This is a genomic window from Streptomyces sp. CA-210063 (assembly GCF_024612015.1).
Lineage (GTDB): Bacteria > Actinomycetota > Actinomycetes > Streptomycetales > Streptomycetaceae > Streptomyces.
In genome coordinates this window covers 7,042,580-7,068,170 of sequence record NZ_CP102512.1, presented here as the reverse complement: position 1 = coordinate 7,068,170, position 25,591 = coordinate 7,042,580, and the positions used below count along the sequence as shown (strand labels likewise).

Sequence of the window (25,591 nt, the reverse complement as noted above, 5' to 3'; positions counted from 1 at the left end):
TCCGTACGACGACGGGGCGCCCGGTGACTTCACCGGGCGCTCCCGTGCGACTGGAGCACTTTCGGAGAGGGTGTCGTCGTGGACGGCCGTGTGCGCGGCTGGAGTTGGCCCAGGATCGTCGCGCCGAAGGCGAGGCTCATGCCGAGGAGTTGGAGGGGGGTGAGGGCCTGCCCCAGCGCGGCCCAGCCGACGACCGCCGCGGTCAGGGGGGAGAGGGGGCCCAGGAAGGTGACCTGGGTGGCGGACAGGCGGCCGATTCCCCGGAACCAGAGCCAGTAGGAGACGGCGGTGTTGGCGAGGGCCAGGTAGAGGTAGCCGCCGATCGCCCGGCCGTCCAGGGCTGGGGGCGCGCCTTCGACGAGGAGCGCGAGCGGGGCGATCAGGAGGCCGCCGGCGGTCAGTTGCCAGCCGGTGAGGGCGAGGGGGCCGACGCCGTCCGGGCGGCCCCAGCGTTTGGTGAGGACCGTGCCGGTGGACATGGAGGCGGTGGAGGCCAGCGCCGCGAGCACGCCGACGAGGTCGAGCGCGCCGGCCGCCTTCAGCACGACCAGGCTGACGCCGAGCGCCGCGGCGATCCCGGTGAGCAGCGTGCGGACGGTCGGCCGCTCCCCCAGCAGCACGGCCGCCAGGCCCGCGACGAACAGCGGGCCGACCGAGCCGACCACCGCCGCCATGCCGCCCGGCAGGCGGTACGCGGAGAGGAAGAGGAGCGGGAAGAAGGCGCCGATGTTCAGGGCGCCCAGTACCGCGGCCTTCCCCCACCAGACGCCGCGCGGCAGCGTGCGTGAGATCGCCAGGAGCAGCAGGCCCGCCGGGAGCGCCCGCAGCAGTCCCGTGAACAGGGGGCGGTCGGCCGGCAGGAACTCCGTGGTGACGGCGTAGGTGGTGCCCCAGGAGATGGGGGCGAGCGCGGTCAGGGCTATGAGGGGGAAACGGTTCGCGGTTTTCCCGGTTTCCCCGGTTCTCTCGATGTTCGCGGTCATTGCGCGTGCCCTTCGCGGCTCGACTGAGGAAACTTCAACTTCCCAACACTGACTTAGTGGAATTAGCTTAGCTCTAAGCAACTTTCCGTCAAGCTACTTTCTTGCGGCCGACCCACCGGCATCCGATACTCACCTCATGAGCGCGAGCCCCCGGCCCCAGCGGTCCGAGCCGTCCGAGCCGTCCGACAAGCCCCTCCGCGACCCCGTCGACGCGATCATCGACCAGTGGGCGGCCGTACGGCCCGACCTGGACACCACCGCGATGGAGGTGTTCGGGCGCGTCTACCGGCTCTCGCGGGCGCTCGGCGACCGGATGGAGAAGGCGTACGCGCGGTTCGGGGTCTCACGCGGGGAATTCGATGTGCTCGCGACCCTGCGGCGGTCCGGTGAGCCGTACACGCTCTCGCCGCGCGAGCTCTCCGCGACCCTGATGCTCACCACCGGCGGCATGACCGGCCGCCTCGACAAACTCGAACGCGCGGGGCTGCTCCGCCGCTCCCCCGACCCCCACGACCGCCGCGCCCTCCAGGTCACCCTCACCGACGAGGGACTGCGCCTGATCGACGAGGCCGTCGGCGCGGGCGTGGCCGTCCAGACCGAGGCGCTGTCCCACCTGAACGAGGAGCAGGCCGGCCAACTGGCCGACCTGCTGAGGATGTTGGTGGTGGGGACGGCATCGTGACCGCGGCCTGAAAGGCGGACCGAGCGGGCGGACCGAGCGGGCGGACCGAGGAAGCGGACCGAGGAAGCGGACCGAAGGGGCGGACCGAAGGGGCGGACCGAGGGGGCGGGCCGAGGGGGCGGGCCGAGGGGCGGCCGGGAAGGCCGGGTACTAGGAAGCGGCTCCCAGTGCCGCCGTCAGGGCCGCCTCGATCGTCGCGACGTCCGCGTCCTCCGCCGCCCAGGCCACGTATCCGTCGGGCCGGACCAGCACGGTCGTACGGCGGTCGCTCGTCCAGCGGGCGACGGCGAGGCGGTCCTTGCGGTCGCCGTGGGCGTACGGCCGGTCCGTGGCGCGCGGGGTGATGAGGACGAAGCGGCCGCCGCGCAGGGCCTCGTGGAGGCGGCCGGTGGTGAGGGTGACGTCCGGGACGCGGGTGCCGACGAGCCGGTGGGCGCCGCGCGGGGCCGGGTACTTGTAGCCGAGGCCGCTGACCTGGCCGATGACGCGGGTGCGGACCGGGGGGAGGAGGTTGGCGAGGGTGGTGAGGGCGGCGCGGAGCACCAGGGCCCAGGGGTGCTTGGCCATGGCGAGGCGGACGATGCCGCCGCTGCTGCGGAGTACGGCCTTGCCGACGGGGTGGCGTTCGGCCTCGTAGGTGTCGAGGAGGGCGGGGTCGGCGTGGCCGCCGAGGACCGCGGCGAGCTTCCAGCTGAGGTTGGCGGCGTCCTGGAGGCCGGTGTTCATGCCCTGGCCGCCGGCCGGGGTGTGGACATGGGCGGCGTCCCCGGCGAGGAAGACGCGGCCGACCCGGTACGCGGGTGCCTGGCGTTCGTCGCTGTGGAAGCGGGACATCCAGCGGGCGTCGCGCATGCCGTAGTCACGGCCGAGCGCGAGCCGGGTGATCTCCCTGACCTCGTCGAGGTCGAGCGGCGCGCTGTCGGGGACGTCGCGGCCGCGGTGCCAGCCGATGATCCGGTAGTAGCCGTCGCCGAAGGGCGCGATGAAGGCGAAGGCGTCGCCGACGGCCTTCGCGGTCAGCACCTCGGCCGGCTTCTCGTCGAGCCGTACGTCCGCGAGGACCACGGAACGGATGACCGACTTCCCGGGGAACGGCAGCCCGATCGCCTCACGGACCGCGCTGCGGTGCCCGTCCGTCCCGACGACGTACGCGGCGGTCAGCCGGTCCGTCTCGCCGGCCGGCCCTCGCACTTCCACGGCGACGGTGCCCGAGCCGGCGTCCGAGCCCGCGCCCGCGCCCTGCTCGACCGCCGTCACCTCCGTCTCGTACCGGAACCGCACCCCGGCCTCCACCGCCCGACGCTCCAGGACCTTCTCCACCTCGTACTGCGGGATCACGAGCAGGTGGTTGAAGCGGGAGGGGAGGGTGTCGAGGCGTGCGGAGAAGCGGCCGAAGAGGTTGATGCGGTCGAGGGGCCGGCCCTTGGCCTCCAGTTCGTCGGCGAGGCCGCGGGCGTCGAGCTGCTCCAGTGTGCGGGCGTGCACGACGAAGGCGCGGGAGAGGTTGCTGATCTCGTGGCGGCGCTTCTCGACGAGTGTGACCGGGATGCCGGCGGCGGCCAGGTCGCCGGCCAGGAGCAGGCCGGTGGGGCCCGCGCCTACGACGATGACGTCGCGGGAGTCAGAGGTGTTGCCGTTCCTGCCGTTCATGGCGGCCTCCTGCCAACACTTGTTGGTCAACGGTTGTTGGCCAACGCCTGTTGTCAACATAGAGAGAGGCCTCTGGACTGTCAACAGGTGTTGGCCTACGTTTGTTGGCATGGCTGACACGGAACCCGTCCCTCCCAGAGCGCCCCGCCGCTCCGACACCACCAGGCTCGCGATCCTCCAGGCAGCGCGCGAGCGGTTCGCGGCCGACGGGTACGACCGGGCCACGATCCGGGCGATCGCCAAGGACGCGAACATCGACCCGTCGATGGTCATGCGGTACTACGGCTCGAAGGAGGGGCTGTACGCCGCGGCGCTCGACATCGATCTGCTGCTGCCCGACCCCATCGGCGTCGATCCACGGGACGTGGGCCGGACGCTGGTGAGCCACTTCCTCGATCTCTGGGAGAAGAACGAGGTGCTCACCGCGATGCTCCGGGTCGGCGCCACCAACCAGGCGGGCGCCGAGCGGATGCAGGGGGTCTTCCGGGACCAGTTGCTGCCGCTCGCCCGGCATGTGTGCCCGGATCCCGAGCAGGCCGCGACCCGGGCGGCGCTCTGTGCGTCACAGGTGCTGGGGATGGCCCTGGCGCGTTACATCCTGCGGTTCCAGCCGGCGGTCGCGCTGAGCCGGGAGGAGATCGTGGAGTGGCTGGGGCCGACGGTGCAGCGGTATCTCACGGCGCCCTATCCGACGCCGTATCCCTGAGCGGAACACGTCGAGGGCACCCCCGGCGCACAGGTGTGCGGAGGGTGCCCTCGAGGGAAAGCGTTCGAGAACGGTGGAGCGGTGGAGGTCAGGCCTTGGCCTTGGCCTTCGGCTGACGGTCCGCCGACCGGTCCAGGACCATCACCAGGCCGGCGATCACCGCGAACAGCGCGAGCGGCGCCACGACGAAGAGGCCCAGCGTCTCGATCACATTGAGGCCCGGGCCCGGGTCGTCACCGTCGTCGGGCGTCAGCGCGAGCGCGGGGGACGACATGAGCAGCATCATCAGCGTCGTACCGGCGGCCAGGGCGCCGGCGCGCAGGGCGTTCTTCTTGTCCACGCCCCAAAGGTAACGAACGCGGGTGCGCTCCGCTTGGTCGGGGGGTGCCTAATGGCTCGGGGGTGCGTGTGGTCTGGCGGGTGCGGGTGGTGGGTGGCTGGTCGCGCAGTTCCCCGCGCCCCTGAAAAGCAGGGGCTGCGCCCCTTGCTTTTCGGCCCGCCGGACCGTCGTCTTTCAGAGGCGCGGGGAACTGCGCGAGCAACCACAGCGCACCCGCAGACGCCCACGCACCCCACGCCCCGAGCTCTCACGCGTCCCTCAGCACCTCCACCAACGCATGCAGCCGGGGGGAAGCCGCCAGGTCCTCCAACGTCACGGGGCGCCCCGTCGCGTCGGCGATGGGGAGGCGCCAGTTCGGATACTGATCCCATGTGCCGGGGAGGTTCTGAGGGCGGCGGTCGCCGATCGTGTCGGGGAGCCAGAGGCCGATCATGCGGGCGGGGGTGCGGACGAGGAAGCGGTGGACGGCCTGGATCGCGGCCTCCTCGGAGGCGGAGGAGATGCCTCCGCCGGCGCCGTTCAGCAGGCCCAGTCTGGCCAGCAGCGCCAGCCATTCGCCCGTGTCGGCGGCGGCCTCGGCCCGTTCCTCGTCCAGGGAGCGGGAGAGCAGGCCCAGGCCGTGGCGGAGGTCGACGTGGTCGCAGGTCAGCCGGGAGGCGGTGGGCGGGAGGTCGTGGGTGGTGGCGGTGGCGAGACAGTTGGCCCGCCAGCGCTCGGGTGGGAGGGGGCGGCCCGTGCCGTCCCAGTCGCGTTCGAACCAGAGGACGGAGGTGCCCAGGACGCCGCGTGCGTCCAGGGCCTCGCGTACGCCCGGCTCGACCGTGCCCAGATCCTCGCCGATCACCAGGGCACCGGCCCGTGAGGCCTCCAGGACCAGGATCGCGAGCATGGCGTCGGCGTCGTAGCGGACGTAGGTGCCCTCGGTCGGCGCCTGGCCCTGCGGGACCCACCACAGGCGGAAGAGGCCCATGACGTGGTCGATGCGGAGGGCGCCCGCGTGGCGGAGGAGGGCGCGGAGGAGGCGGCGGTAGGGGGCGTAGCCGGATGCGGCGAGGCGGTCGGGGCGCCAGGGGGGCAGGCCCCAGTCCTGGCCGCGGGAGTTGAAGGCGTCGGGGGGCGCGCCGATGGACATGCCGGCGGCGAAGTACTCCTGCTGGGCCCAGGCGTCGGCGCCGCCGGGGTGGACGCCGACCGCCAGGTCGTGCACCAGGCCGATCGGCATACCGGCGTCGCGCGCGGAGCGCTGGGCGGTGCCGAGCTGGGCGTCGGTGAGCCAGGCCAGGCGGGTGTGGAAGTCGACGCGGTCCATCAACTCGCCGCGCGCGCGGGCGGTTTCGGGTGAGCGCGGGTCACGCAGGCCGGTCGGCCAGCGCTGCCAGTCGGAGCCGTACACCTCCGCGAGCGCGCACCAGGTGGCGTGGTCCTCCAGCGCCTCGCCCTCCTCGGCGAGGAAGTCCGAGTACGCGGCCCGCCGTCCGGGGCCGAGCGGTACGGCACGCACCAGTTCCAGCGCCTCGCGCTTGAGGTCCCACACCGCGTCCCGGTCGATCAGCTCGCCCTTGGCCAGGACGGATTCCCGCAGCCGGGCGGCCCGTTCCAGCAGGGCGCCGAGGCGGTCGCGATCGTCGGGGGACGAGGCGGCGTACACGTACTCCCGGACGTCCTCGACGCGCAGGTGGACGGGGTCGGGGTAGCGGCGGGAGGAGGGGCGGTACGGGGAGGGGTCGGTGGGGGTGCCGGGGACGGCCGCGTGCAGCGGGTTGACCTGGACGAATCCGGCGCCGAGGGCACGGCCGGCCCAGGCGGTGAGTTCGGCGAGGTCGCCGAGGTCGCCCATGCCCCAACTGCGCTGGGAGAGGAGGGAGTAGAGCTGGACGAGGAGTCCGTAGGTGCGGCCGGGCGGGGCGGGCAGCCGGGCCGGGGCCACGACGAGGTGGGCCTCGGCGGTCCGGCCGTCGGGGGCGGTGGCGCGCAGGGCGTGCACGCCCGGGGGCAGCTCCTCGACGGTGGAGCGCACTTCGCCCTGCTCGGTCTCGATGCGCAGCCGGGTGCCGGCCGGGAGGGCGCTCAGGGCGGCGGGCGGTTCGCCGTCGGCCCAGCGGACCACGGTCGGCGGCAGCAGCCGCTCGCCCAGCTGCCGTTCGCGTGCCGTGAGGGCGGCCCGTACGGCCTCGGGGCTGCTCGCGTCGACGTCCAGTGCGGCGAGGGCGGCGACGACCGCACCGGCCGAGGCCGCGACCGTACGGTCCGGTGAGGGGCTGTAGGAGGTGGCGACACCGTGCAGCGCGGCGAGCCGGGCCAAGGGCGTCTCCGGTGGCGGCACGCCTGCGTCAGCCGAGCTCTGTGGCGGCAGGCCGGGGTCGGCCGGGCTCTGTGGCGGCACGCCTGCGTCAGCCGAGCTCTGTGGCGGCAGGCCGGGTTCGGCCGGGCTCTGTGGCGGCAGGCCGGGGTCGGCCGGACCGGACGGTGGGTCCCCGGGGTCGGCCGGTGTCTGTGGCGGCATGCCTGCGTCAGCGGGGCTCCATGGCGGCGCACCGGGGTCGGCCGGGCCGGGTGGTGGGGCTTCGGGATCCGACGGTCGTGGACGCGGGGCACCGGAATCGGTCGGTGGAGGCGGTTCGTCGCCGGAATCGGTCGGGCGTGGTGGGAGATCCCCGGAATCGGCCGGGTGTGGTGGCATCTAGACCCCCGATGCGGCGCCGTTGGACGTGGGTTCGCTGGTGAGCGGGGCCGCGTCGGCGAGGGGCGGCTCGCTGGTGAGGGGGGCGGCGTCGGGGAGCGGGGGCTCGCTGGTGAGCGGGACGTCGGCGCAGGGGCCCTCCGCGCTGAACACGCAGACATGGGGTTCGACGAGCTCGAAGGGCTGCGCCTCGCGTTTGGAGCGGGCCGGGGTCGGAAGGTGAGCCGGTGCGGCCACGGGGGCCTCCTTGTCGTCGTACGGCGATGGGGTGCGGGTCCGGGGTACTCCAGCCCTACCCAGCGGGCGCCGCCGCAGACGTGGGTGTACGGAGATCGTGGTTTTGGTCACTTCCGCGTCAGAACCTGTTCTCTTCGGTCTCCCTTCGGCACCGGCCTTGGCGGGACCGTTTCCGCACCCACTATCGCACCCACTATTCACTCAGTACATGTACTCGGTGCATACTGGTTCCCATGAGCACCCGTCACATCCTGTTGGGGCTGCTCGCCGGTGGGCCGAGCCATGGCTACGACCTCAAGCGACGGCACGACGAACGCTTCCCGCAGGCCCGCCCGCTGGCCTACGGGCAGGTCTACACGACCCTGCAGCGGCTGGTCCGCGACGGGCTCGCCGAGATCGACGGCACCGAGGCGGACAGCGGTCCGGAGCGGACGATGTACCGCTCGACGGACGAGGGGGCGCGCGAGCTGGCCAAGTGGGCCGGGGAGATCACGCCGCCCGCGCCGTTCGTGACGAACGAGATCTTCGCCAAGCTCGTCGTCTCGATCCTCGCCGACGGCGATCCGGCCGCCTACCTACGGGCGCAGCGCACCGCGCACATGACGCGGATGCGGGAGCTGACGGCCGTGAAGACCGCGCCGGGGGCCGATCTCGCGACCGTGCTCGCGGCGGACTACGCCCTGAACCATCTCGACGCCGACCTCCGCTGGATGAACACCACCGCGGCCCGGCTGACCACCCTGACCGCGGAGGTCGACGCAGCATGAACGAGAAGAACCCCAGCCCCGTGCCGCTGCTGGCGGCCCGTGGTCTCGTCAAGGAGCACGGCAGGACGCGGGCGCTGCGCGGCGCCTCGCTGGAGCTGCGCGAGGGCGAGATCCTCGCCGTCACCGGGGCCAGCGGCAGCGGCAAGTCCACGTTGCTGCACTGTCTGGCGGGGATCGTCCGGCCGGACGAGGGCTCGGTGTCGTACGCCGGGCAGCGGCTCGACCGGCTCCCGGAGAAGCAGCTCAGCGAGTTGCGCCGGACGGACTTCGGTGTCGTCTTCCAGTTCGGGCAGCTGATACCGGAGCTGACGGCCGTCGACAATGTCGCGCTGCCGCTGCTGCTCGCGGGCACGCCCCGCAGGGCGGCGCGGGAGCGGGCCGGTGCGTGGCTGGAGCGGTTCGGCGTACGCGGGCAGGAGGAGCAGCGGCCCGGGGAGATGAGCGGCGGGCAGGCGCAGCGGGTGTCGCTGGCGCGGGCGCTGGTGACCGCGCCGAAGGTGGTGTTCGCTGACGAGCCGACCGGGGCGCTGGACTCGCTGGCGAGCGAGCAGGTGATGGCGGCGCTGACGCACACGGCCCGGGAGTCCGGTACGGCGGTGCTGCTGATCACCCATGACGCGCAGACCGCGGCGTACGCGGACCGCGAGGTCACGCTGAAGGACGGCGTCGTGGTCTCCGAGGCCGACGCCTCCCTGGAGGTGTCCCGGTGAGCACGCTGGCGAACGATCTCCGCCTCGCCCTCCTGCTGACCCGGGGCTCCGACCGGCGCGAGTGGTGGCGGGTGACGCTGACGGGGCTGGGGGCGGCCCTGGCGACGGCCTTCGGCATGGCGGCGGGCGTGCTGGCCACGCTGAAGGGCCACCACCCGGTGGACATGGCCGCCGGTCTGCTGGACAACCCCGGTGAGCGCTCCGGGGTGATCGTCACCCTGCTGTTCCTGCTGTTCCCCGTGCTCGGGTTCCTCGGCCAGTGCACCCGCGTGGGCGCCGTCCACCGGGACCGCCGCCTGGCCGGGCTACGGCTGGCCGGGGCGTCGGCGGGCCAGGTGCGCCGGATCGCGGCGCTGGAGGCCGGGGTGGCCTGTCTGGCCGGTTCGCTGGTCACGACGGTCGCCTTCGTGGTGTTCCTGCTGAGCGAGTGGCAGAGCCCCACCGTGCCGGCCTGGATCGTGATCGCGCTGGTGGCGCTGGGCGTGCCGGTGTTGGGCGCGGTCGCGAGCGTGCTGGCGCTGCGCCGGGTGGTGGCCTCTCCGCTGGGCTGGGTGCGGCGGGTGACGCCGAGCACGGGCCGGGGGCCGGGGTGGGTGTTCCTGGGCGCGGTGGCGCTGCTGGTGGTCGCGGCCCTCGTCGCCGTCGCCAACACCTCCAGGAACATGCCCGACCACTCGGGTGGCCAGGCTCCGCTGACCTTCTGCGGTGCGCTGCTCGCGGTGGGCGCGGGCGCGGTGCTGCTGTCCGGCACGGTCTCGAAGCTCACCGGCCGGCTGCTCGCCGCGCGCGCCGAGAACCCGGCGGTCCTGATCGCCGCCGAGCGGCTGCGCGACGACCCGTGGGCGGCGGCCCGCACCCACGCGGCCGTCATCATGGGGGCCGTGGTCGGCAGCGGGTACATCGGCGTACGGCAGGCGCTGCTCGCGGAGGTCAGCAGCCAGAAGTACCTGGCCGAGAACGACGACTTCTACGTCACCGGCCTGAACTTCACCGCCGCCGCCATCCTCGTCGGCTTCGCCGTCACCCTGTTCGGGCTGGCCGTCGGCACCGCCGAGTCGCTCGCCACCCGCCGCCGGGGCCTGGCCGCGCAGGTCGCCGCCGGGGTGCCGCAGAACGTGCTCGGCCGCGCCCTGCTCCTGGAGACCGCCCTGCCGCTGGCGCCTTCGGTGCTGGTGGCCGGGGCCGGGGGCACGGCGATCGCCTTCATGTACGCCACGGCCATGGACGGCGTCTCGATCCTGCCGTTCGGGGCACTGCTGGTCCCCGTCGGGGTCTACGGCGCCTGTCTGCTGGCGGCGGCCACGTCGCTGCCGCTGCTGCGGCGGACGGTCCGGCCGGGGGAGCTGCGGTACACGTAGCGGCGCGTGAACGTCCCGGGAGGTACGGGGGTGCTCCCGGGGCGCGTGAAGGCGGTGGGGGCGCCCGGTGAAAACCGGGCGCCCCCACCGCCTTCACGCGAGCGGACGCGCTCTACTTGGGCACTCCCGAAGGCGCGATCGGCGTCGCCCGCTCCGACTGCGGGGACGTGGTGGACGCGTAGGCCGACGGGGGTGCCATGCCGGCCGTCGGGTCGGCCTCCGGGTCGGCGTCCGCGAGGGCGGGCACGCCGCCGACGATGCGGATGTCGGCGGCGTCGAAGGCCTTCTTGATGCGCCAGCGCAGTTCGCGCTCGACGGTGAGGGCCTTGCCGGGCATGGTCTTGGCGGAGACGCGGACGACCATCGAGTCCAGGAGCACGTCGTCGAGACCGAGGACCTCGATGGGGCCCCAGAGGAGCTCGTTCCAGGGGTCCTCCTTGCTCATCGCCTCGCCGACCGCCAGGAGGGTGCGGCGGACCCGGTCGAGGTCCTCGTCGTAGCGGACGGTGACGTCGACGCCGGCCGTGGCCCAGCCCTGGGAGAGGTTGCCGATGCGCTTGACCTCGCCGTTGCGGACGTACCAGATCTCGCCGTTGTCGCCGCGCAGCTTGGTGACGCGCAGGCCGACCTCGATGACCTCGCCGGAGGCGACGCCCGCGTCGACGGTGTCGCCGACGCCGTACTGGTCCTCCAGGATCATGAAGACACCGGAGAGGAAGTCCGTGACCAGGTTCCGGGCGCCGAAACCGATGGCGACGCCCGCGACACCGGCGGAGGCCAGCAGCGGGGCGAGGTTGATCTCGAAGGTGGCGAGGACCATCAGGGCGGCGGTGCCCATGATGAGGAAGGACGCCACCGAGCGCAGGACCGAGCCGATGGCCTGGGAGCGCTGACGGCGGCGCTCGACGTTGACCAGCAGCCCGCCGAGGGTGCTGCCCTCGACGCCGGGGACCGAGCGGTTCATGCGGTCTATCAGCTTCGTGATCGCCCGCCGGACCACCACTCTCAGCACCGCCGCTATCACCACGATCAGCAGGACGCGGAGACCGATGGCCAGCCATGTGGACCAGTTCTCCTCGACCCAGCTGGCGGCGTTGGTCGCGCTCTCCTGAGCGTCCTCCAGCGAGGGCACGGCCGGTGTCGTCGACGTCTCCGAGGGGGACGGCGACGGCGTGGCGGCGGCCAGTAGGAGGGGCAGGGAAGAAACGGACGACACGGCGGGTACCTCCAGGTGCGTTATCTGCCCTCCGGTACGGCGGTCAAGATCCGTCTGGTCACGGAAAGGTCACCGGACGGGCAGGCCCACCACACTAACGGGGCATTGTGTGGAGGTCCCCGGCACGTTCGAGGAGACAGGGCGCTCACCAGGGAGTGAAGGGCGCACACGACGGGGGATGAATCAGGGTGTGGTCGAAAACACTCCCAGCCCGTTACCGGGACATGGTGGCGCTTCCACCAGGCATGAGGGGAGACTGACTACGGATCGTCCACGGCGCGAGCCACGCGCCGCCGGCGTACAAGGAGGCATCCGTGCCGCACGTCCTGGTCCTCAACGCGTCGTACGAGCCGCTCGGCGTCGTACCGCTCCGCCGCGCGCTCGTCCTCGTCCTGGAGAACAAGGCTGTCGCCTTGGAGGAATCCGGCGCCTATCTGCACAGCGCGACCGTCACACTCCCCGCACCCAGCGTGGTCCGGCTCAAGCGATTCGTCCGGGTTCCCTATCGGGGGCCCGTTCCTCTCACCCGTCGGGCACTGTTCGCCCGCGACGGGGGCCGGTGCATGTACTGCGGTGGCGTCGCAACCAGCGTCGACCACGTCATCCCGCGCAGTCGCGGGGGCAAGCACGTCTGGGACAACGTGGTGGCGTCCTGCCGCCGCTGCAATCACGTCAAGGCCGACCGCCACCTCGTGGAGATCGGCTGGCGGCTCCGCCACAAACCCGCCCCGCCCACCGGCCTGGCCTGGCGCATCATCGGCACCGGGCATAGGGATCCGCGCTGGCTGCCCTACCTGCAGCCGTTCGGCGCGGACGACGCGTTGGCCCGGATCGACGGCATCTCCGCCTGACGGTCCGGGTTTTTGCATGACTCGGCGCCCTCTGGGGCGCGCCGGGTGACCTGATTGGGCCCTGGGGTGCTCGTGCCCCGGGGCCTGCTGGTGTGCACGAAGGCGGGAGCAGGGGTTCACGGCGTCAGCCGAACCAGCTCACCTGCACTACGACGATCCGCTCACCGCGCACGTCCGTCAGATACGTGAGCATCAGCAGCCCGCGGCTCTCGGTCCGCACTCCGGGACCTGTCCCGGAGTAGGCGGCTCCCTCCAGGAACACCATCGACTCACGTACGGCGATCTCGTTGGCCAGACGCCCGGTCTCCGTGCGCGCCACGTCCGGAAGCCCGTCCAGCAGATCGTCCTGGAACAGCTCCCAGTGCCAGTCAGCCACCGGCGACCTCTCGGTGCGCGGCACGCACGATGTCACCGGCCTCGCGGATGGCACGGTCGCGTACGGCGGGATCCGGGCTGCTGATGTCCTGCTCGGCGGCGTGCAGGCGGCGAGCCGTCTCGGGGTGCCGCTCGATCTCCACGACCACGCCCCACTGCCGGTAGAACATCCGGATCGGTACGACGCTGTCCTCGTCGCCGGCCCGCACGAACGCCTTCTGAAGGTCCTCGAAGAACTCCGGAAGCCGGGACGGCACGACCGTGGCCACCGCCTGACGCAGAGCCGGAAGCGTGAGAGCGGGACGAGGGATGAGCGGAGTGTCGCCCTCCGCGTACGGCATGGTCATCGGCCGCCCCTTCCGCTCGTCGAGCCCCGCTGTGGCACGTGCCCACGCTAGCGCCATTCCCGTCACTCCTTCGCGCCCACGAGCCGATTGCCCTCGACTCGGGCCGGAGCGAGCACCCACTCCGCGTAGACCGTCTTGCCGACGATCCGGGGGTCGCATCCCCACTGGTCGGCCAGCGCCGCCACCAGTAGTAGTCCGCGCCCGAACTGATCTGCGTCATCAGCCGTGCGCGGCTCCGGGAGCCGTTCGCCACATGGATCGCTGACCTCTACGCGGAGTGTGGTGGCCGTGACGGTGAGCCGTACGCGGATGAGCCGGTCCCGGAGGCTGCCGTGCAGCAGGGCGTTGGTCGCGAGCTCGGATACGACGAGGGCGGCGTCCCCGGCGAGGTGCGGGTAGCCCCACTCGGTGATGAGGCGGGTGGTGCGGCGGCGGGCGAGGGGGACGCTGCCGGGGATGGGAGCGTAGTCGAGGTAATCGTCGTGCAGGAGTTCGGCTTCGGTCATGGACACACACCTCCGTGTGCGGTCGGGAATGCCAAGTGGCACCGCTGAGTCAGCGGCCGCTGCGTGACGACCACCGGACAGACTGTGACCGTGAGGCGATCAATCGAACCGACAGGCAACCGAGCGTCGACCGTCCTGGGGCGCAAGCTCGGTGGCGAACTTCTGCGACTGCGTGACGCCGCAGGCAAGACACAGCAGCAGGCTGCCGCATCCATCAACGCGACGGGCACGAAGATCGTGAAGATGGAGCGAGGCTGGGTACCCATGAGGGACCCGGACATCCGGGTGCTGTGCGAGTTCTACGGCGTGGAGGACCGCAAAGTCGTGGGCCGGCTGCTGGAGTTGGCGAAGCTGGACCGCGAGCGCCGCAAGGCGAAGGGGTGGTGGCAGGACACACCCCACCCAGGAACGCTGTCCGAGTACATCGCGTTGGAGGATGCCGCGAGTCGCGTACGAACCTGGGAACTTTCCCTGATTCCGGGCCTGTTCCAGACCGCCGAGTACGCCCGTTCCCTGGCGGTCAGCGAAGGCGTGGGCGTTTGGGAGGATCCCGACGAGATCGAGCACCTGGTCGAGATCCGCATGCGCCGCCAGGGGCGCCTGCACGAGGAACGCCCGCTCCAGGTGTACGCAGTCATCTGGGAAGCAGCGCTACGACAGTTGATCGGCGGGCCCGATGTCATGCGCACCCAGCTTGAGCGCCTCCTGGAAGTGGCCCAGCTCCCGAATGTACGCCTGCAAGTGCTCCCGTTCCACGTGGGAGGGCACCCGTGCATCACGGGCCCGTTCACCATCATCTCGTTCGCCGAGACCGAGGCCGTGGACGTGGTCCACGCCGACACCATCGCGTCTACCGTGTGGGTGGAGAACGAGGCCGAAGGTGCGGCGTACAGCACGTTCTTCGACCGTACTGCTCGGCTGAGCCTCGCCCAGCACGACTCGGCCCTGCTGATCAACGCGATTCGCCAGGAGATGTAACCCGTGCCCGAGTTCGACTTCGTCAAGTCCAGCTACAGCAACACCGGCGGCCAATGCCTCGAATTCGCCCGCAACAACCCGCACACCGTCGCTATACGTGACTCCAAGAACCCCGATGGCCCCATACTCCGCCTCGCCCCTCACACCTGGGCGAAGTTCACCGCGTCCCTGCGCTGCCCACGCACGTGACCGTCCGGGAACTCGGCTGCTCGGTGCTGACATCAGCTGACGTATCGCTCCGGTTGGGAGTGCGTGACATCAACGCGGCGGCAACGTCCAGCACGGTGGCCGACCGTCGACGACGTCGGCTACGACTCGGTGATGGGCATCTCGACCCCATGGCGGCGGGCCAAGCTGAGGATTGCCGCGCGGGACTTCACGCCCTTCCACGAACTCCAGCCCTGGCGATCAGCCGCTCACCTGGAAGAACTCCTGATGGCCGGCGTGGGGTCTGCTTGTATGCGAACAAGAGAAGGAACCGCACGTGCATCACAGATACGCTCAGCCGTTTACGTGCTCCGTGTGCGGCGTCCAGACACAAACCTCACCCAACTGGCAAAAGATATTCATCCACACAAGACCCGGACAGCCTCAAACCTGTTGGGCATCCGGCTTGACACCCGACGGCGTCCAGCGCCGTCTCCGCACAAAATCTGCGGTCGAGCACAGGCCGACCGGAACGCCCATGCCGATGCCGATCTGGTTCCCAGGGTGGGAGGGCGAAAGCTACCCATCGATCGTTCTCTTCGCCCGGCGCCGCATGGGCTACTGGATACCCAAGATCAGCCGAGCGGATCACGAGGAGATCATCAAGGATCTGTTGGCCAAGAACGTACGCCCGACATGGGATGCGGAGCACGGGTGTTGGACCGTCTCCGACGACCACTTCCTCCAGCTCGCCGGAGTTTTCCTCAAACGCCATCCACGCGTGTCGGTGGGACGCGAATACAACGAACTGGAGGCATGCAACTGGCGGTGCAAGAACGCCCAGAGCCCACGGTGCACCTGCTCCTGCCAAGCCCGCAACCACGCCCACGTCGGCTCCGGCAAGGCGACTGGATGAAGGGTTGGAACATCCTGTTCGAAGACAACCGAGTCATGGACAGCCGGAACTGGAGTTGGATGGCAGTGGAAAGGAAGGCCACAGACCGCGGCTGACCACCTGTACACCACCGGCGTCGCTGCCGACGCCCTCGGCTACCACCACGTCACCACGACCTGCCTCGCTTTGAATCATCTGGCTGGATGTCCTCTGGACCAGGCCTACCTGCAGTGGGCCGCCAGGATCGGATGACCTCCAGCTACTTTCACAGACCCCACGCGTTCCCCACACAACGGTGATCGCCTAGTGTCGCCCCCAAGGGGGGCCCTTGTTCTGGAGCGCAACGCCCGGGGGTCCGCTTCGAATGTGGGGATACATGCGCAAGCTCGCCATAGGCGCCGTCATGTCCGGCGCCCTGGCTCTCACCGGTCTGGCCGCGCCCGCCGCGCTGGCCGACTCGCCGGACCTGACCTTCGGTGCCGTCACGGTCAACAACGGCAAGCCGATCGCGGTCGGCACCAAGGCCACGGTGACCGTTCCGGTCACGTACAGCTTCACCCGCCCGTCGGACTTCGCCATCGACTACGAGACGAACTTCCTCGGCGTCCTCCTGTACCGCGGCAGGCTCGCGGACCCCGACAACGGGCTGGAGACCTTCTCCAGGACGCCCAAGTGCACCCCGACCGCGACGACGGACACCACGGTGACCGAGTCGTGCACGACGGTGCTCACCGTGAACCCGCGGGAGCAGCTGATGGGCGCCGCGGACGCCACCACCTGGAAGGCCGGCGCCTTCTACGGACACATCTCGGTGGACAACGACGACTCCGACGACCACATCAGCTTCGAGAACGGCTACGACCTGTGGGGCGGCCTCGGCACGGCCAAGCTGCAGCGGATCGCCAAGGTCACCGTCAACGCCACCCCCGAGCCGGTCGTCAAGGGCAAGACCCTGACCGTCAAGGGCAGCCTCACCCGCGCCGACTGGGCCAAGCGCGCCTACACCGGCTACAAGGGCCAGAAGGTGACCCTCCAGTTCAAGGCCAAGGGCGCCACGGCCTACACGGACGTGAAGACGGTGACCTCCGGCACGGCCGGGGCCCTGTCCACCACCGTGAAGGCGTCGAAGGACGGTTCGTACCGCTACAAGTTCGCCGGTACGTCCACCACCGCGGCGAAGACGTCCGCGGCGGATTACGTCGACGTGAAGTGACATGACGTAGCACCGCCTCCCGCGTCGCGGGCACCGCCCCCAGGTAACGACTCCGTTGCCCGGGGGCGGTTTTTGTTGGCCGGATATTGACGCCCCTCTGGTCTAGTCCTATCGTCCTGGCATCCGACAGGAAACTTTCCTAACAGTTGGGCAGGTGGCGTCCACATGGCAGGAACCCCCCGCGTGCTGCGCGCCATGAACGACCGCGCCGCGCTCGATCTGCTGCTGGAGCACGGACCGCTCTCGCGGACGCGGCTCGGCAAGCTGACCGGACTGTCGAAGCCGACCGCCTCACAGCTCCTGGCCCGGCTCGAAGCCGCCGGACTCGTGATCGCCACGGGCACCGGCACGGACGAATCCGGCACCGGCGGGGGCGGCTCGGGCGCGGGCCGACCCGGCCCCAACGCCCAGCTCTACGCGGTCGACCCGACCGCCGCGTACGCCGCCGGCCTCGACGTCACCCCCGAACGCGTCCTCGCCGCCGTCGCCGACATCACCGGCCGCACGGTGGGCGAGTACGCCGTCCCCACCCCCGGACGCCGCCCCGCCGAACCTGTCGTACGGCAGGTCACCACCGCCCTCGACGGGGCGGTCAAGGCCGCCGGGCTCGTCCGGTCCGACGTGCGTCGGCTGGTCATCGGAACCCCCGGCGCCTTCGACCCCAACACCGGGCGGCTGCGCTACGCCTCGCATCTGCCCGGCTGGCACTCCCCCACCCTCCTCGGCGAACTCGCCGCCGCGCTGCCGATGCCGGTGGAGTACGAGAACGACGTGAACCTCGCCGCCGTCGCCGAACAACGGCTGGGCGCGGCCAAGGGCCACGACGACTTCGTCCTGCTGTGGAACGAAGGCGGTCTCGGCGCCGCGGTCGTCCTGGGCGGACGGCTGCACCGGGGGTTCACCGGGGGCGCCGGGGAGGTCGGGTTCCTGCCCGTGCCGGGCGCTCCGCTGGTTCGGCAGGTGACCAAGGCGAACAGTGGTGGCTTCCAGGAACTCGCCGGTTCGCAGGTCATTCCCCGGCTCGCCCGCGAGTTGGGGATCTCTCCGGTGCCGGAGGGGCCGTACGCGGAGGTCGCGACGGCGCTTGTGGCGAGGGCCGCGGACATCGACTCCGGTCCCCACCGACAACTTCTGGCCACGTATGCCACCGGGCTCGCCACGGGTATCGCTTCGCTCGTGGCCGTGCTCGACCCCGAGGTCGTCGTGCTCAGCGGTACGGCGTTGACCGCCGGTGGCGAGCCGTTGCGTGCCCTTGTCCAGGCCGAGTTGGCGGAGCTGGCGGCTTCCCGGCCACGGTTGGTTCTCGGTGACGTACGCGAAAAGCCCGTGCTGCGTGGGGCGTTGGAGAGTGCGCTCGCTGCCACGCGTGACGAAGTGTTTGACACCTCGCGCTGATTGATCGTTCAGAAGCTGCGGGCCGTCCGTGGCTGGTCGCGCAGTTCCCCGCGCCCCTGGGCTTCCCGGGCGTACCCCTCCCTCTCACCTCACCCCATCCCTCCCTCAGGAGACCCCACCATGCCCGGAATATCCAAGAACGCGGCGATCGCGCTCGCCGCCACCGCGTCCCTCGCCCTTCTCGCCACCGCCTGTACCGGTCAGGCCGAGACGGCCGCCTCCGACGACCCGAACGCCAAGACGACGATCACCTTCTGGCACGGGTGGAGTGCGCCCGGCGAGGTGAAGGCGATCCAGGCGAATGTGGACCGGTTCGAGAAGGAGCACCCGAACATCACGGTGAAGGTCGTCGGGAACATCAATGACGACAAGCTCAACCAGGCACTGCGGGCAGGCGGTTCGAACGGGCCGGACGTGGTGTCGTCGTTCACCACCTCCAACATCGGCAAGTTCTGCTCCTCCGGAGCCTTCCTCGATCTGAAGCCCTTCATCGAGAAGTCGAAGCTCGACCTCGACAAGACCATCCCGAAGCCGATGCTGGACTACACGCAGTTCGAGGGCACCCGGTGTGCGCTGCCGCTGCTGGGCGACGCGTACGGGCTGTACTACAACAAGGACGCCTTCGAGGAGGCGGGCATCGAGTCGCCGCCGAAGACGTGGTCGGAGTTCACGGAGGTCGCGAAGAAGCTGACCAAGGCCAAGGGGGACAGCTACGCACAGCTCGGCTTCATGCCGAACTACCACGGCTACGAGACGGTCGTGGACCACTACATGTCGCAGTGGGACCACGCGTACTTCGATGCGGACGGCAAGTCGAACATCGCCGAGGACCCGGCGTTCGCGGAGATGTTCACGTACCAGAAGAGCCTGGTGGACTCGCTCGGCGGCTTCGCGAAGCTGGAGAAGTACCGGAACACCTTCGGTGACGAGTGGGGGGCCAAGCACCCGTTCCAGACCGGTCAGGTGGCCATGCAGTTGGACGGTGAGTGGCGGCTCGGAATGGCGCGGGACGCCGGGACCGACTTCGAGATCGGCACCGCCCCGCTGCCCGTGGCCGACGACGAGGTGGACGAGTACGGCAAGGGCTTCCTCTCCGGCACGATCATCGGAATCGCCCCGCAGAGCGAGAAGCAGAACGCGGCCTGGGAGCTGGTGAAGTACCTGACGACCGACACCGAGGCCGTCGTCTCCTTCGCCAACGCCATCCACAACGTACCGTCCACCTTCGCGGCCCTGAAGTCGCCCGACCTGAAGGTGGACGAGGGCTTCCAGACGTTCCTGGACATCGCCCAGAACCCGGAGTCGAACACCCCGCCGGCCTCGATCAACGGCTCGACGTACCAGACGACACTCCAGGACTTCGGCTACCAGTACGAGTCCGGCAAGGTGACGGATCTCCAGGAGGGCCTGGAGAAGACCGCGAAGCAGATCGACACCGACATCGCGCAGGCGAAGTAGCGGTAGCGGTAGCGATCCGATGTCCACGCACACCCTGCGCGTGTCCAGTGGCACGCTCCGTGCGAAGCGCCGCCGGTCGGCGCTTCGCACGGTGGCCTTCCTGTCACCCTGGCTGATCGGGTTCGGCGTCTTCTTCGCCTATCCGCTGGTGTCCACCGTGTACTTCTCGCTGATGAAGTACGACGGCTTCGGTACACCGGTCTTCCGCGGCCTGGGCAACTGGGCCTACGTCTTCAACGACTATCCGATGTTCTGGCCGGCCCTGCGCAACACCCTCTGGCTGGTGCTCGTGATGGTGACCTGCCGGGTGGTGTTCGGGCTCGGCGTCGGTCTGCTGATCACGAAGATCAGGACCGGGGCGGGCGTCTTCCGCACCCTCTTCTATCTGCCGTACCTCGCCCCTCCGGTTGCCGCGACGCTGGCCTTCGTCTTCCTCCTCAACCCCGGGACCGGGCCGGTCAACTCCGTCCTCGACGGCCTGGGACTGCCGACGCCCGGCTGGTTCACGGACCCCGCCTGGTCCAAGCCGGCGCTCACCGCGCTCGCGCTGTGGGGCGTGGGCGACCTGATGGTGATCTTCATGGCCGCGCTGCTCGACGTACCGAAGGAGCAGTACGAGGCCGCCGAGCTGGACGGGGCGTCGGCCTGGCAGCGGTTCCGGTACGTGACACTGCCGAGCATCTCGCCGATCGTGATGTTCGCCGTGGTCACGGGCGTGATCCAGACGATGCAGTACTACACGCAGCCGCTGGTGGCCGGGAAGGTCGCCTCCGGCATCATCGGCGGCTCCGGTCAGCAGTTCGAGCCGGGCTACCCGGACAAGTCGACCCTGACGCTGCCCCAGCTCGTCTACAACCTCGGCTTCCAGCGCTTCGACTACGGCTCCGCCTGTGTGGTCGCGCTGGTGCTGTTCGCCCTGTCCATGGCGTTCACCGCACTGCTGATGCGGCGCCGGGGCGGACTGATCGGAACGGGTGACTGATGACCCAAGTACTGGACAGACCCGTTGACGCGGGCGCCACGCCGGCGAGTGAGCGCACCGCCCGCCGCCGGGCGCTCCTGGAGTGGATCGCCGTCCACTCCCTGGGCATCGCCGCCGCGCTCTTCTTCACCCTGCCCTTCGTGTTCGTCGTCCTGACCTCGCTGATGAGCGACCAGCAGGCGCTCACCCGCGATCTGGTCCCGGACACCTGGGAGTGGGGCAACTACACGAAGGTCCTGGACACCCCCGGCTTCCTGACCTGGTGGAAGAACACCCTGATCTACGCGGGCCTCGGCACCGTCCTCACCGTCGTGTCGTCGGTCCCGGTGGCGTACGCGCTCGCCAAGTTCCGCTTCCGGGGCCGTAATCTGGCGTTGATGCTGGTCATCTCGATGATGATGCTGCCGCCGCAGGTCGTCGTGATCCCGATGTACCTGTTCTGGGCGAAGCAGCTGGACCTGTCGGGCTCGCTGTGGCCGCTGATCATCCCGATGGCGTTCGGTGACGCGTTCTCCATCTTCCTGCTGCGGCAGTTCCTGACGACCATCCCGAACGAGTACCTGGACGCGGCCCGCGTCGACGGCTGCGGCGAACTGCGCACCCTGCTGCGGGTCGTCCTGCCGATGGCCAAGCCGGGCATCGCGGCCGTCGCCCTCTTCCAGTTCTTCTACGCCTGGAACGACTACTTCGGCCCGCAGATCTACGCCTCGGAGAACCCGGCGGCCTGGACACTGAGTTACGGCCTGGAGTCCTTCAAGGGCGCGCACCACACCGACTGGAATCTGACCATGGCCGCGACCGTGATGGTCATGGCCCCCGTGATCCTCGTGTTCTTCTTCGCTCAGAAGGCGTTCGTCGAAGGCGTCACCCTGACCGGAGTAAAGGGTTGATACAAGTATGAAGCTCTGCGTGGTCGGCGGAGGGTCGACCTACACACCCGAACTCGTCGACGGGTTCGCCCGGCTCAGGGACACGCTGCCGATCGAGGAGCTGGTGCTCGTCGATCCGGCCGCCGACCGGCTGGAGCTGGTCGGCGGGCTGGCCCGCCGTATCTTCGCCCGGCAGGGCCACCCCGGGCGGATCGTCACCACCGGCGACCTGGACCGGGGCGTCGAGGGCGCCGACGCCGTCCTCCTCCAGCTCCGCATCGGCGGGCAGGCCGCCCGCGAGCGGGACGAGACCTGGCCGCTGGAGTGCGGCTGCGTCGGCCAGGAGACGACCGGCGCGGGCGGCCTGGCGAAGGCGCTGCGCACGGTGCCGGTCGTCCTGGACATCGCCGAACGGGTCCGCCGGACGAACCCGGACGCCTGGATCATCGACTTCACCAACCCGGTGGGGATCGTGACCCGCGCCCTGCTCCAGGCCGGCCACAGGGCGGTCGGCCTGTGCAACGTGGCCATCGGCCTGCAACGGAAGTTCGCCGAGCGTCTCGGCGTGGCCCCGGCCGAGGTGCACCTCGACCACGTGGGCCTCAACCACCTCACCTGGGAGACCGGCGTACGCCTCGGCGGCCCCTCCGGCGAGGACGTCCTGCCGAAGCTGCTGGCCGACCACGGCGACACCATCGCCGCCGACCTGCGCCTGCCGCGCCCCGTCCTGGACCGCCTGGGCGTGGTCCCCTCCTACTACCTGCGCTACTACTACTCCCACGACGAGGTCGTACGAGAACTGCGTACGAAGCCGTCGCGGGCGGCCGAGGTCGCCGCGATGGAACGGCAGTTGCTGGACATGTACGCCGACCCGGCGCTCGACGAGAAGCCCGCGCTGCTCGCCAAGCGGGGTGGGGCCTTCTACTCGGAGGCGGCCGTCGACCTGGCCGCGTCGCTGCTGGGCGACGGGGGCAGCACGTACCAGGTGGTGAACACCTACAACCACGGCACGCTGCCGTTCCTCCCCGCCGACGCGGTGATCGAGGTACAGGCCGCCGTCGGCAGGCAGGGCGCGGCACCGCTGCCGGTGCCGACCGTGGACCCGCTGTACGCGGGCCTGATGGCGAACGTGACCGCGTACGAGGACCTGGCCCTCGACGCGGCCCTGCGCGGCGGGCGGGACCGGGTGTTCCGGGCGCTGCTCTCCCACCCCCTGATCGGGCAGTACGAGTACGCCGAGGCCCTCACCGACCGGCTGATCGCCCACAACCGGGAGCACCTCGCGTGGGCGTGAGCGACGGCGTGCACACGGGTTCGGACGCGGGCGTGCGCGGGAGCGACGGCGGGCGTGCGGAGTCGTCCTCAGGCGTGCGCGGGAGCGACGGCGGGCGTGCGGAGTCGTCCTCAGGCGTGCGCGGGAGCGACGGCGGGCGTGCGGAGTCGTCCTCAGGCGTGCGCGGGAGCGACGGCGGGCGTGCGGAGTCGTCCTCAGGCGTGCGCGGGAGCGACGGCGGGCGCGGGAGCGTACTCGCCGTCGACGCCGGCAACAGCAAGACCGACGTCGCCGTGATCGCGCCCGACGGGGAGGTGCTGGGCGCGGCGCGCGGCGGCGGGTTCCAGCCGCCGACGGTCGGGGTGACCACGGCTGTCGACGGCCTCGCGGACGTCGTGCGGCAGGCGTTCGCCGAGGCCGGGGTCGGCTCGGTCGACCATGTGTCGGCGTGTCTCGCCAACGCCGACTTCCCCGTGGAGGAGGAGCGGCTGGCGGCGGCGCTGCGCACGCGCGCGTGGGGCGCGACGGTGGAGGTCCGCAACGACACCTTCGCGATCCTGCGGGCCGGTGTGGCCGAGCCCCGGGGCGTGGCCGTCGTCTGCGGCGCCGGCGTCAACTGCGTCGGCATGCGCCCCGACGGCCGTACCGCCCGATTCCCGGCGCTCGGGCGCATCTCCGGTGACTGGGGCGGCGGTTGGGGCCTCGCCGAGGAGGCGATGTGGCACGCGGCCCGCGCGGAGGACGGCCGGGGCGGCCCGACCGCGCTGGCGCGCGCGCTGCCCGCGCACTTCGGCCTGGACTCCATGTACGCCCTGATCGAGGCCCTGCACCTGGAGCACGTTCCGGCCGCCCGCCGCCATGAACTCACCCCGGTCCTCTTCGCCACGGCGACCGCCGGCGACCCGGTGGCCCGCGCGCTCGTGGACCGCATGGCCGAGGAGGTGGTGGCCATGGCGACGGTTGCCCTGACCCGCCTGGACCTCCTCGGTGAGGAGACCCCCGTCCTCCTCGGCGGCGGTGTCCTCGCCGCCCGGCACCCCCTCCTCGACGCGGCGGTGCGCGAGGCGTTGGCGGCCGCCGCGCCCAAGGCCGTCCCCCGGGTGGTCACGGCCGCCCCGGTGCTGGGCGCGGCGCTGCTCGGACTCGACCACGTGGGCGCCCCGAGGACCGTGCACGCGCGCGTGCGCACGCAGTACGAAAGAGGGTGACCCGGCGGCCCGCGCCACCCCTCGAATCTCCCCCGAACGCGTTCGAACCCCCAGGGAACCGAACCCCACCGGAGCGCGTATTCATGGGCAGGGGGTGGTGCGGGAAGCCTTCTGCTGCGCCGGAATTCGACAAGCACAGCACGTACGGACACGATCGGGGAACAAGATCGAGTCAAGACCTGTGCGATGTCAGTCCCGACGGCGATACTTGCGGCCGTGCACCTCTGTCCGTGCGAGCGGGCGGAAGTGATGGACGGATGACCAGGGGGAGGTCAGGTGACATACACGCCGAAGGGCAGCGCGCCACCGCCGGCACCACCCGCGGGCCCCGGCCCGGCCGTGCCGCCACAGGCCACGCACGCGTCCCGGCCGCCCGTGCCGTCCCCGGCCCCGGACGGCGGCCCGCCCCGCCGCACGGCGTTCGCGGAGGGCGTCGACCAGCTGCGCGCCGCCGCGACGACCGAGCCCGGCCGACTGCGCATCATCGGCGCCGTCCTCGCCCTCCTGGTCGTCGCGTTCGGCTCCGTCACCGCCTGGCAGATGAACGACCGTTCGAGCGCCGCCGACGACGTGTTGCACGGCAGCCAGCCCCTCAGCTCCGCCGCGGCCCGTATCTACAGCTCCCTCGCCGACGCCAACACCGCGGCCTCCAGCGGCTTCCTCGCGGGCGGCCAGGAGACGAAGGAGTCGCGCGAGAGATACGAGCGGGAGATCCGGGAGGCCGCCGACAATCTCGCCGTCGCCGCCGCCGCCTCGGAGTCCGGCTCCGACTCCGAGGAGCGCGTCGCCAAGCTGAACGCCCTGCTGCCGGAGTACAAGGGCCTGGTCGAGCGGGCCCGCGCCAACAACCGGCTGGGCTACCCGCTGGGCGGCGCCTACCTGCGCTACGCGAACGACAAGATGCAGGACGACATGCTCCCGGAGGCCAAGAGGATCTACGACAACGAGAACCAGCGGCTGCGTGACGACTACGCCGACGCCACGTCGTATCCGTGGGCCGCGATCGCTCTCGGTGTCCTCGCCATAGGTGGCCTCGGCTGGGCCCAGCGGCGCAACTACCAGCGGACGAACCGGGTGTTGAACCACGGCCTGGTCGCGGCGACGGCCGCCTCCACGGTCGTCCTGCTGTGGCTGGCCGCCGGCCACACCCTCGCCCGCGCGGGCCTGAACGACTCCTACGACAGCGGCGTGCGGTCGCTGACCGTGCTGAACGACGCGCGCATCGCCTCCCTCACCGCCCGCGGCAACGAGAACCTGACGCTGATCAGCCGGGGCGCGCAGACCGTCACGGTCAAGGACAAGGGCGCGGAGGTGGTCGTGGACGAGTTCGACCACGCCTTCACGACCGACATGACGGAACTCAAGTCACGGCTGGCCGCCGCCGAGAAGATCGCCGACGACGACAGTGGCGCGAAGCCCGTGAAGGCCGCCGTCGCCAATATGAAGGTATGGCTGGAGCGGCACGAGAGCGCCCGCGCCGCCGATGAGACGGGCGACTACCAGTGCGCCCTCGACCAGGTGATCGGCGGCGAGGCGACGGCAGAATGCCCGCAGGGCGCCGAGCCGACGGGTGAGTGCTTCGACAAGGTCGACGAGAACCTGGACAACGCGAGCAAGCACGAGGAGAACGAGTTCGAGCTGGCGGCCCAGGGCGGCCGGAACGCCATGATCGGGCTCCCGGTGGGCGCCGCGGCCCTGGCCGTGCTGGGCGCCGCGGGCGCGGTGCTGGGCATCGGGCGCAGGCTTTCGGAGTACCGGTGACGGC

General features: G+C 70.9%; 26 protein-coding genes. 17 read left to right on the top strand and 9 right to left on the bottom strand.

Going from position 1 to position 25,591, the window contains the following annotated elements; translation table 11 throughout:
* Positions 1-29: 29 nt before the first annotated feature.
* Positions 30-983: an EamA family transporter gene (locus JIX56_RS30940; RefSeq protein ID WP_257545336.1), complete on the bottom strand. Its 954-nt coding sequence runs from the start codon at positions 981-983 to the stop codon at positions 30-32.
* A gap of 136 nt (positions 984-1,119) precedes the next feature.
* On the opposite strand from JIX56_RS30940, the gene JIX56_RS30935 reads away from it, so the two are divergent.
* Positions 1,120-1,665: a MarR family winged helix-turn-helix transcriptional regulator gene (locus tag JIX56_RS30935; protein ID WP_257545334.1), complete on the top strand. Its 546-nt coding sequence runs from the start codon at positions 1,120-1,122 to the stop codon at positions 1,663-1,665.
* A gap of 150 nt (positions 1,666-1,815) precedes the next feature.
* Here JIX56_RS30935 and JIX56_RS30930 read toward each other — a convergent pair whose 3' ends face one another.
* Complete coding sequence (locus JIX56_RS30930) at positions 1,816-3,315, bottom strand: FAD-dependent monooxygenase (protein WP_257545332.1); 1,500 nt, start codon at positions 3,313-3,315, stop codon at positions 1,816-1,818.
* A gap of 109 nt (positions 3,316-3,424) precedes the next feature.
* On the opposite strand from JIX56_RS30930, the gene JIX56_RS30925 reads away from it, so the two are divergent.
* Positions 3,425-4,021 (top strand): TetR/AcrR family transcriptional regulator, encoded by a 597-nt coding sequence (locus tag JIX56_RS30925; protein ID WP_257545330.1) that lies wholly within the window; start codon positions 3,425-3,427, stop codon positions 4,019-4,021.
* A gap of 88 nt (positions 4,022-4,109) precedes the next feature.
* Here the strand turns inward: JIX56_RS30925 and JIX56_RS30920 are convergent, their stop codons facing one another.
* From JIX56_RS30920 to JIX56_RS30910, 3 genes are all read right to left on the bottom strand, one after another.
* Positions 4,110-4,361, bottom strand: coding sequence for a hypothetical protein (locus tag JIX56_RS30920; protein ID WP_257545328.1), 252 nt, complete (start codon positions 4,359-4,361; stop codon positions 4,110-4,112).
* A 247-nt stretch (positions 4,362-4,608) separates the two neighbouring features.
* Positions 4,609-6,774, bottom strand: coding sequence for a 4-alpha-glucanotransferase (gene malQ / locus JIX56_RS30915; RefSeq protein ID WP_443032072.1), 2,166 nt, complete (start codon positions 6,772-6,774; stop codon positions 4,609-4,611).
* Between the two features lie 267 nt (positions 6,775-7,041).
* The gene (locus JIX56_RS30910) at positions 7,042-7,278 is read right to left on the bottom strand and encodes a hypothetical protein (RefSeq protein ID WP_257545324.1); all 237 of its coding nucleotides are present in this window, start codon (positions 7,276-7,278) and stop codon (positions 7,042-7,044) included.
* Between the two features lie 233 nt (positions 7,279-7,511).
* Here JIX56_RS30910 and JIX56_RS30905 point away from each other — a divergent pair, with 233 nt between their 5' ends.
* The 3 genes from JIX56_RS30905 to JIX56_RS30895 are packed head-to-tail and all read left to right on the top strand — an operon-like array spanning position 7,512 to position 10,113.
* The gene (locus JIX56_RS30905) at positions 7,512-8,045 is read left to right on the top strand and encodes a PadR family transcriptional regulator (protein WP_257545323.1); all 534 of its coding nucleotides are present in this window, start codon (positions 7,512-7,514) and stop codon (positions 8,043-8,045) included.
* Entirely contained in the window at positions 8,042-8,755 is a 714-nt protein-coding gene (locus JIX56_RS30900; protein WP_257545321.1) for an ABC transporter ATP-binding protein, read from the top strand. The genes JIX56_RS30905 and JIX56_RS30900 overlap by 4 nt, the downstream gene beginning before the upstream one ends.
* Positions 8,752-10,113, top strand: coding sequence for an ABC transporter permease (locus tag JIX56_RS30895; protein ID WP_257545319.1), 1,362 nt, complete (start codon positions 8,752-8,754; stop codon positions 10,111-10,113). Before JIX56_RS30900 ends, JIX56_RS30895 begins: the two co-directional genes overlap by 4 nt.
* Before the next feature lie 112 nt (positions 10,114-10,225).
* On the opposite strand, the gene JIX56_RS30890 is transcribed toward JIX56_RS30895, so the two are convergent.
* Positions 10,226-11,329, bottom strand: coding sequence for a mechanosensitive ion channel family protein (locus JIX56_RS30890; protein WP_257545317.1), 1,104 nt, complete (start codon positions 11,327-11,329; stop codon positions 10,226-10,228).
* A gap of 314 nt (positions 11,330-11,643) precedes the next feature.
* On the opposite strand from JIX56_RS30890, the gene JIX56_RS30885 reads away from it, so the two are divergent.
* Complete coding sequence (locus JIX56_RS30885; protein ID WP_257545315.1) at positions 11,644-12,180, top strand: HNH endonuclease; 537 nt, start codon at positions 11,644-11,646, stop codon at positions 12,178-12,180.
* Between the two features lie 124 nt (positions 12,181-12,304).
* Here JIX56_RS30885 and JIX56_RS30880 read toward each other — a convergent pair whose 3' ends face one another.
* Genes JIX56_RS30880 through JIX56_RS30870 form a run of 3 tightly spaced genes read right to left on the bottom strand, consistent with a single transcriptional unit; the run spans position 12,305 to position 13,408 of the window.
* A complete protein-coding gene (locus JIX56_RS30880; protein WP_257545313.1) occupies positions 12,305-12,556 on the bottom strand; it encodes a hypothetical protein in 252 nt (83 codons plus the stop codon).
* Entirely contained in the window at positions 12,549-12,959 is a 411-nt protein-coding gene (locus JIX56_RS30875; RefSeq protein ID WP_257545312.1) for a hypothetical protein, read from the bottom strand. The genes JIX56_RS30880 and JIX56_RS30875 overlap by 8 nt, the downstream gene beginning before the upstream one ends.
* 5 nt (positions 12,960-12,964) lie before the next feature.
* Positions 12,965-13,408 (bottom strand): ATP-binding protein, encoded by a 444-nt coding sequence (locus JIX56_RS30870; RefSeq protein ID WP_257545310.1) that lies wholly within the window; start codon positions 13,406-13,408, stop codon positions 12,965-12,967.
* A 90-nt stretch (positions 13,409-13,498) separates the two neighbouring features.
* Between JIX56_RS30870 and JIX56_RS30865 the strand changes: the two genes are divergently transcribed.
* The 11 genes from JIX56_RS30865 to JIX56_RS30815 all read left to right on the top strand — a co-directional run bounded on the left by JIX56_RS30865 (position 13,499) and on the right by JIX56_RS30815 (position 25,587).
* On the top strand, positions 13,499-14,386 hold the full coding sequence (locus JIX56_RS30865; protein WP_257545308.1) for a helix-turn-helix domain-containing protein: 888 nt from the start codon (positions 13,499-13,501) through the stop codon (positions 14,384-14,386).
* A 3-nt stretch (positions 14,387-14,389) separates the two neighbouring features.
* Positions 14,390-14,575 (top strand): DUF397 domain-containing protein, encoded by a 186-nt coding sequence (locus tag JIX56_RS30860; protein ID WP_257545307.1) that lies wholly within the window; start codon positions 14,390-14,392, stop codon positions 14,573-14,575.
* A 496-nt stretch (positions 14,576-15,071) separates the two neighbouring features.
* The gene (locus tag JIX56_RS30855; RefSeq protein ID WP_257545305.1) at positions 15,072-15,449 is read left to right on the top strand and encodes a hypothetical protein; all 378 of its coding nucleotides are present in this window, start codon (positions 15,072-15,074) and stop codon (positions 15,447-15,449) included.
* Positions 15,450-15,804: 355 nt separating this feature from the next.
* A complete protein-coding gene (locus JIX56_RS30850; protein WP_257545303.1) occupies positions 15,805-16,641 on the top strand; it encodes a hypothetical protein in 837 nt (278 codons plus the stop codon).
* A 165-nt stretch (positions 16,642-16,806) separates the two neighbouring features.
* Complete coding sequence (locus JIX56_RS30845) at positions 16,807-18,036, top strand: ROK family transcriptional regulator (protein ID WP_257545301.1); 1,230 nt, start codon at positions 16,807-16,809, stop codon at positions 18,034-18,036.
* A gap of 120 nt (positions 18,037-18,156) precedes the next feature.
* Positions 18,157-19,494, top strand: a complete 1,338-nt coding sequence (locus JIX56_RS30840) for an ABC transporter substrate-binding protein (protein ID WP_257545299.1) — start codon at positions 18,157-18,159, stop codon at positions 19,492-19,494.
* A gap of 40 nt (positions 19,495-19,534) precedes the next feature.
* Positions 19,535-20,476, top strand: coding sequence for a carbohydrate ABC transporter permease (locus JIX56_RS30835; RefSeq protein ID WP_443032071.1), 942 nt, complete (start codon positions 19,535-19,537; stop codon positions 20,474-20,476).
* Positions 20,476-21,366, top strand: a complete 891-nt coding sequence (locus JIX56_RS30830) for a carbohydrate ABC transporter permease (protein ID WP_257545296.1) — start codon at positions 20,476-20,478, stop codon at positions 21,364-21,366. The genes JIX56_RS30835 and JIX56_RS30830 overlap by 1 nt, the downstream gene beginning before the upstream one ends.
* A gap of 7 nt (positions 21,367-21,373) precedes the next feature.
* Positions 21,374-22,639, top strand: coding sequence for a 6-phospho-beta-glucosidase (locus JIX56_RS30825; protein ID WP_257545294.1), 1,266 nt, complete (start codon positions 21,374-21,376; stop codon positions 22,637-22,639).
* A 200-nt stretch (positions 22,640-22,839) separates the two neighbouring features.
* Positions 22,840-23,826, top strand: coding sequence for an N-acetylglucosamine kinase (locus tag JIX56_RS30820; protein WP_257545293.1), 987 nt, complete (start codon positions 22,840-22,842; stop codon positions 23,824-23,826).
* A gap of 276 nt (positions 23,827-24,102) precedes the next feature.
* Positions 24,103-25,587: a hypothetical protein gene (locus JIX56_RS30815; protein WP_257545291.1), complete on the top strand. Its 1,485-nt coding sequence runs from the start codon at positions 24,103-24,105 to the stop codon at positions 25,585-25,587.
* The last annotated feature ends 4 nt before the right edge of the window (positions 25,588-25,591 follow it).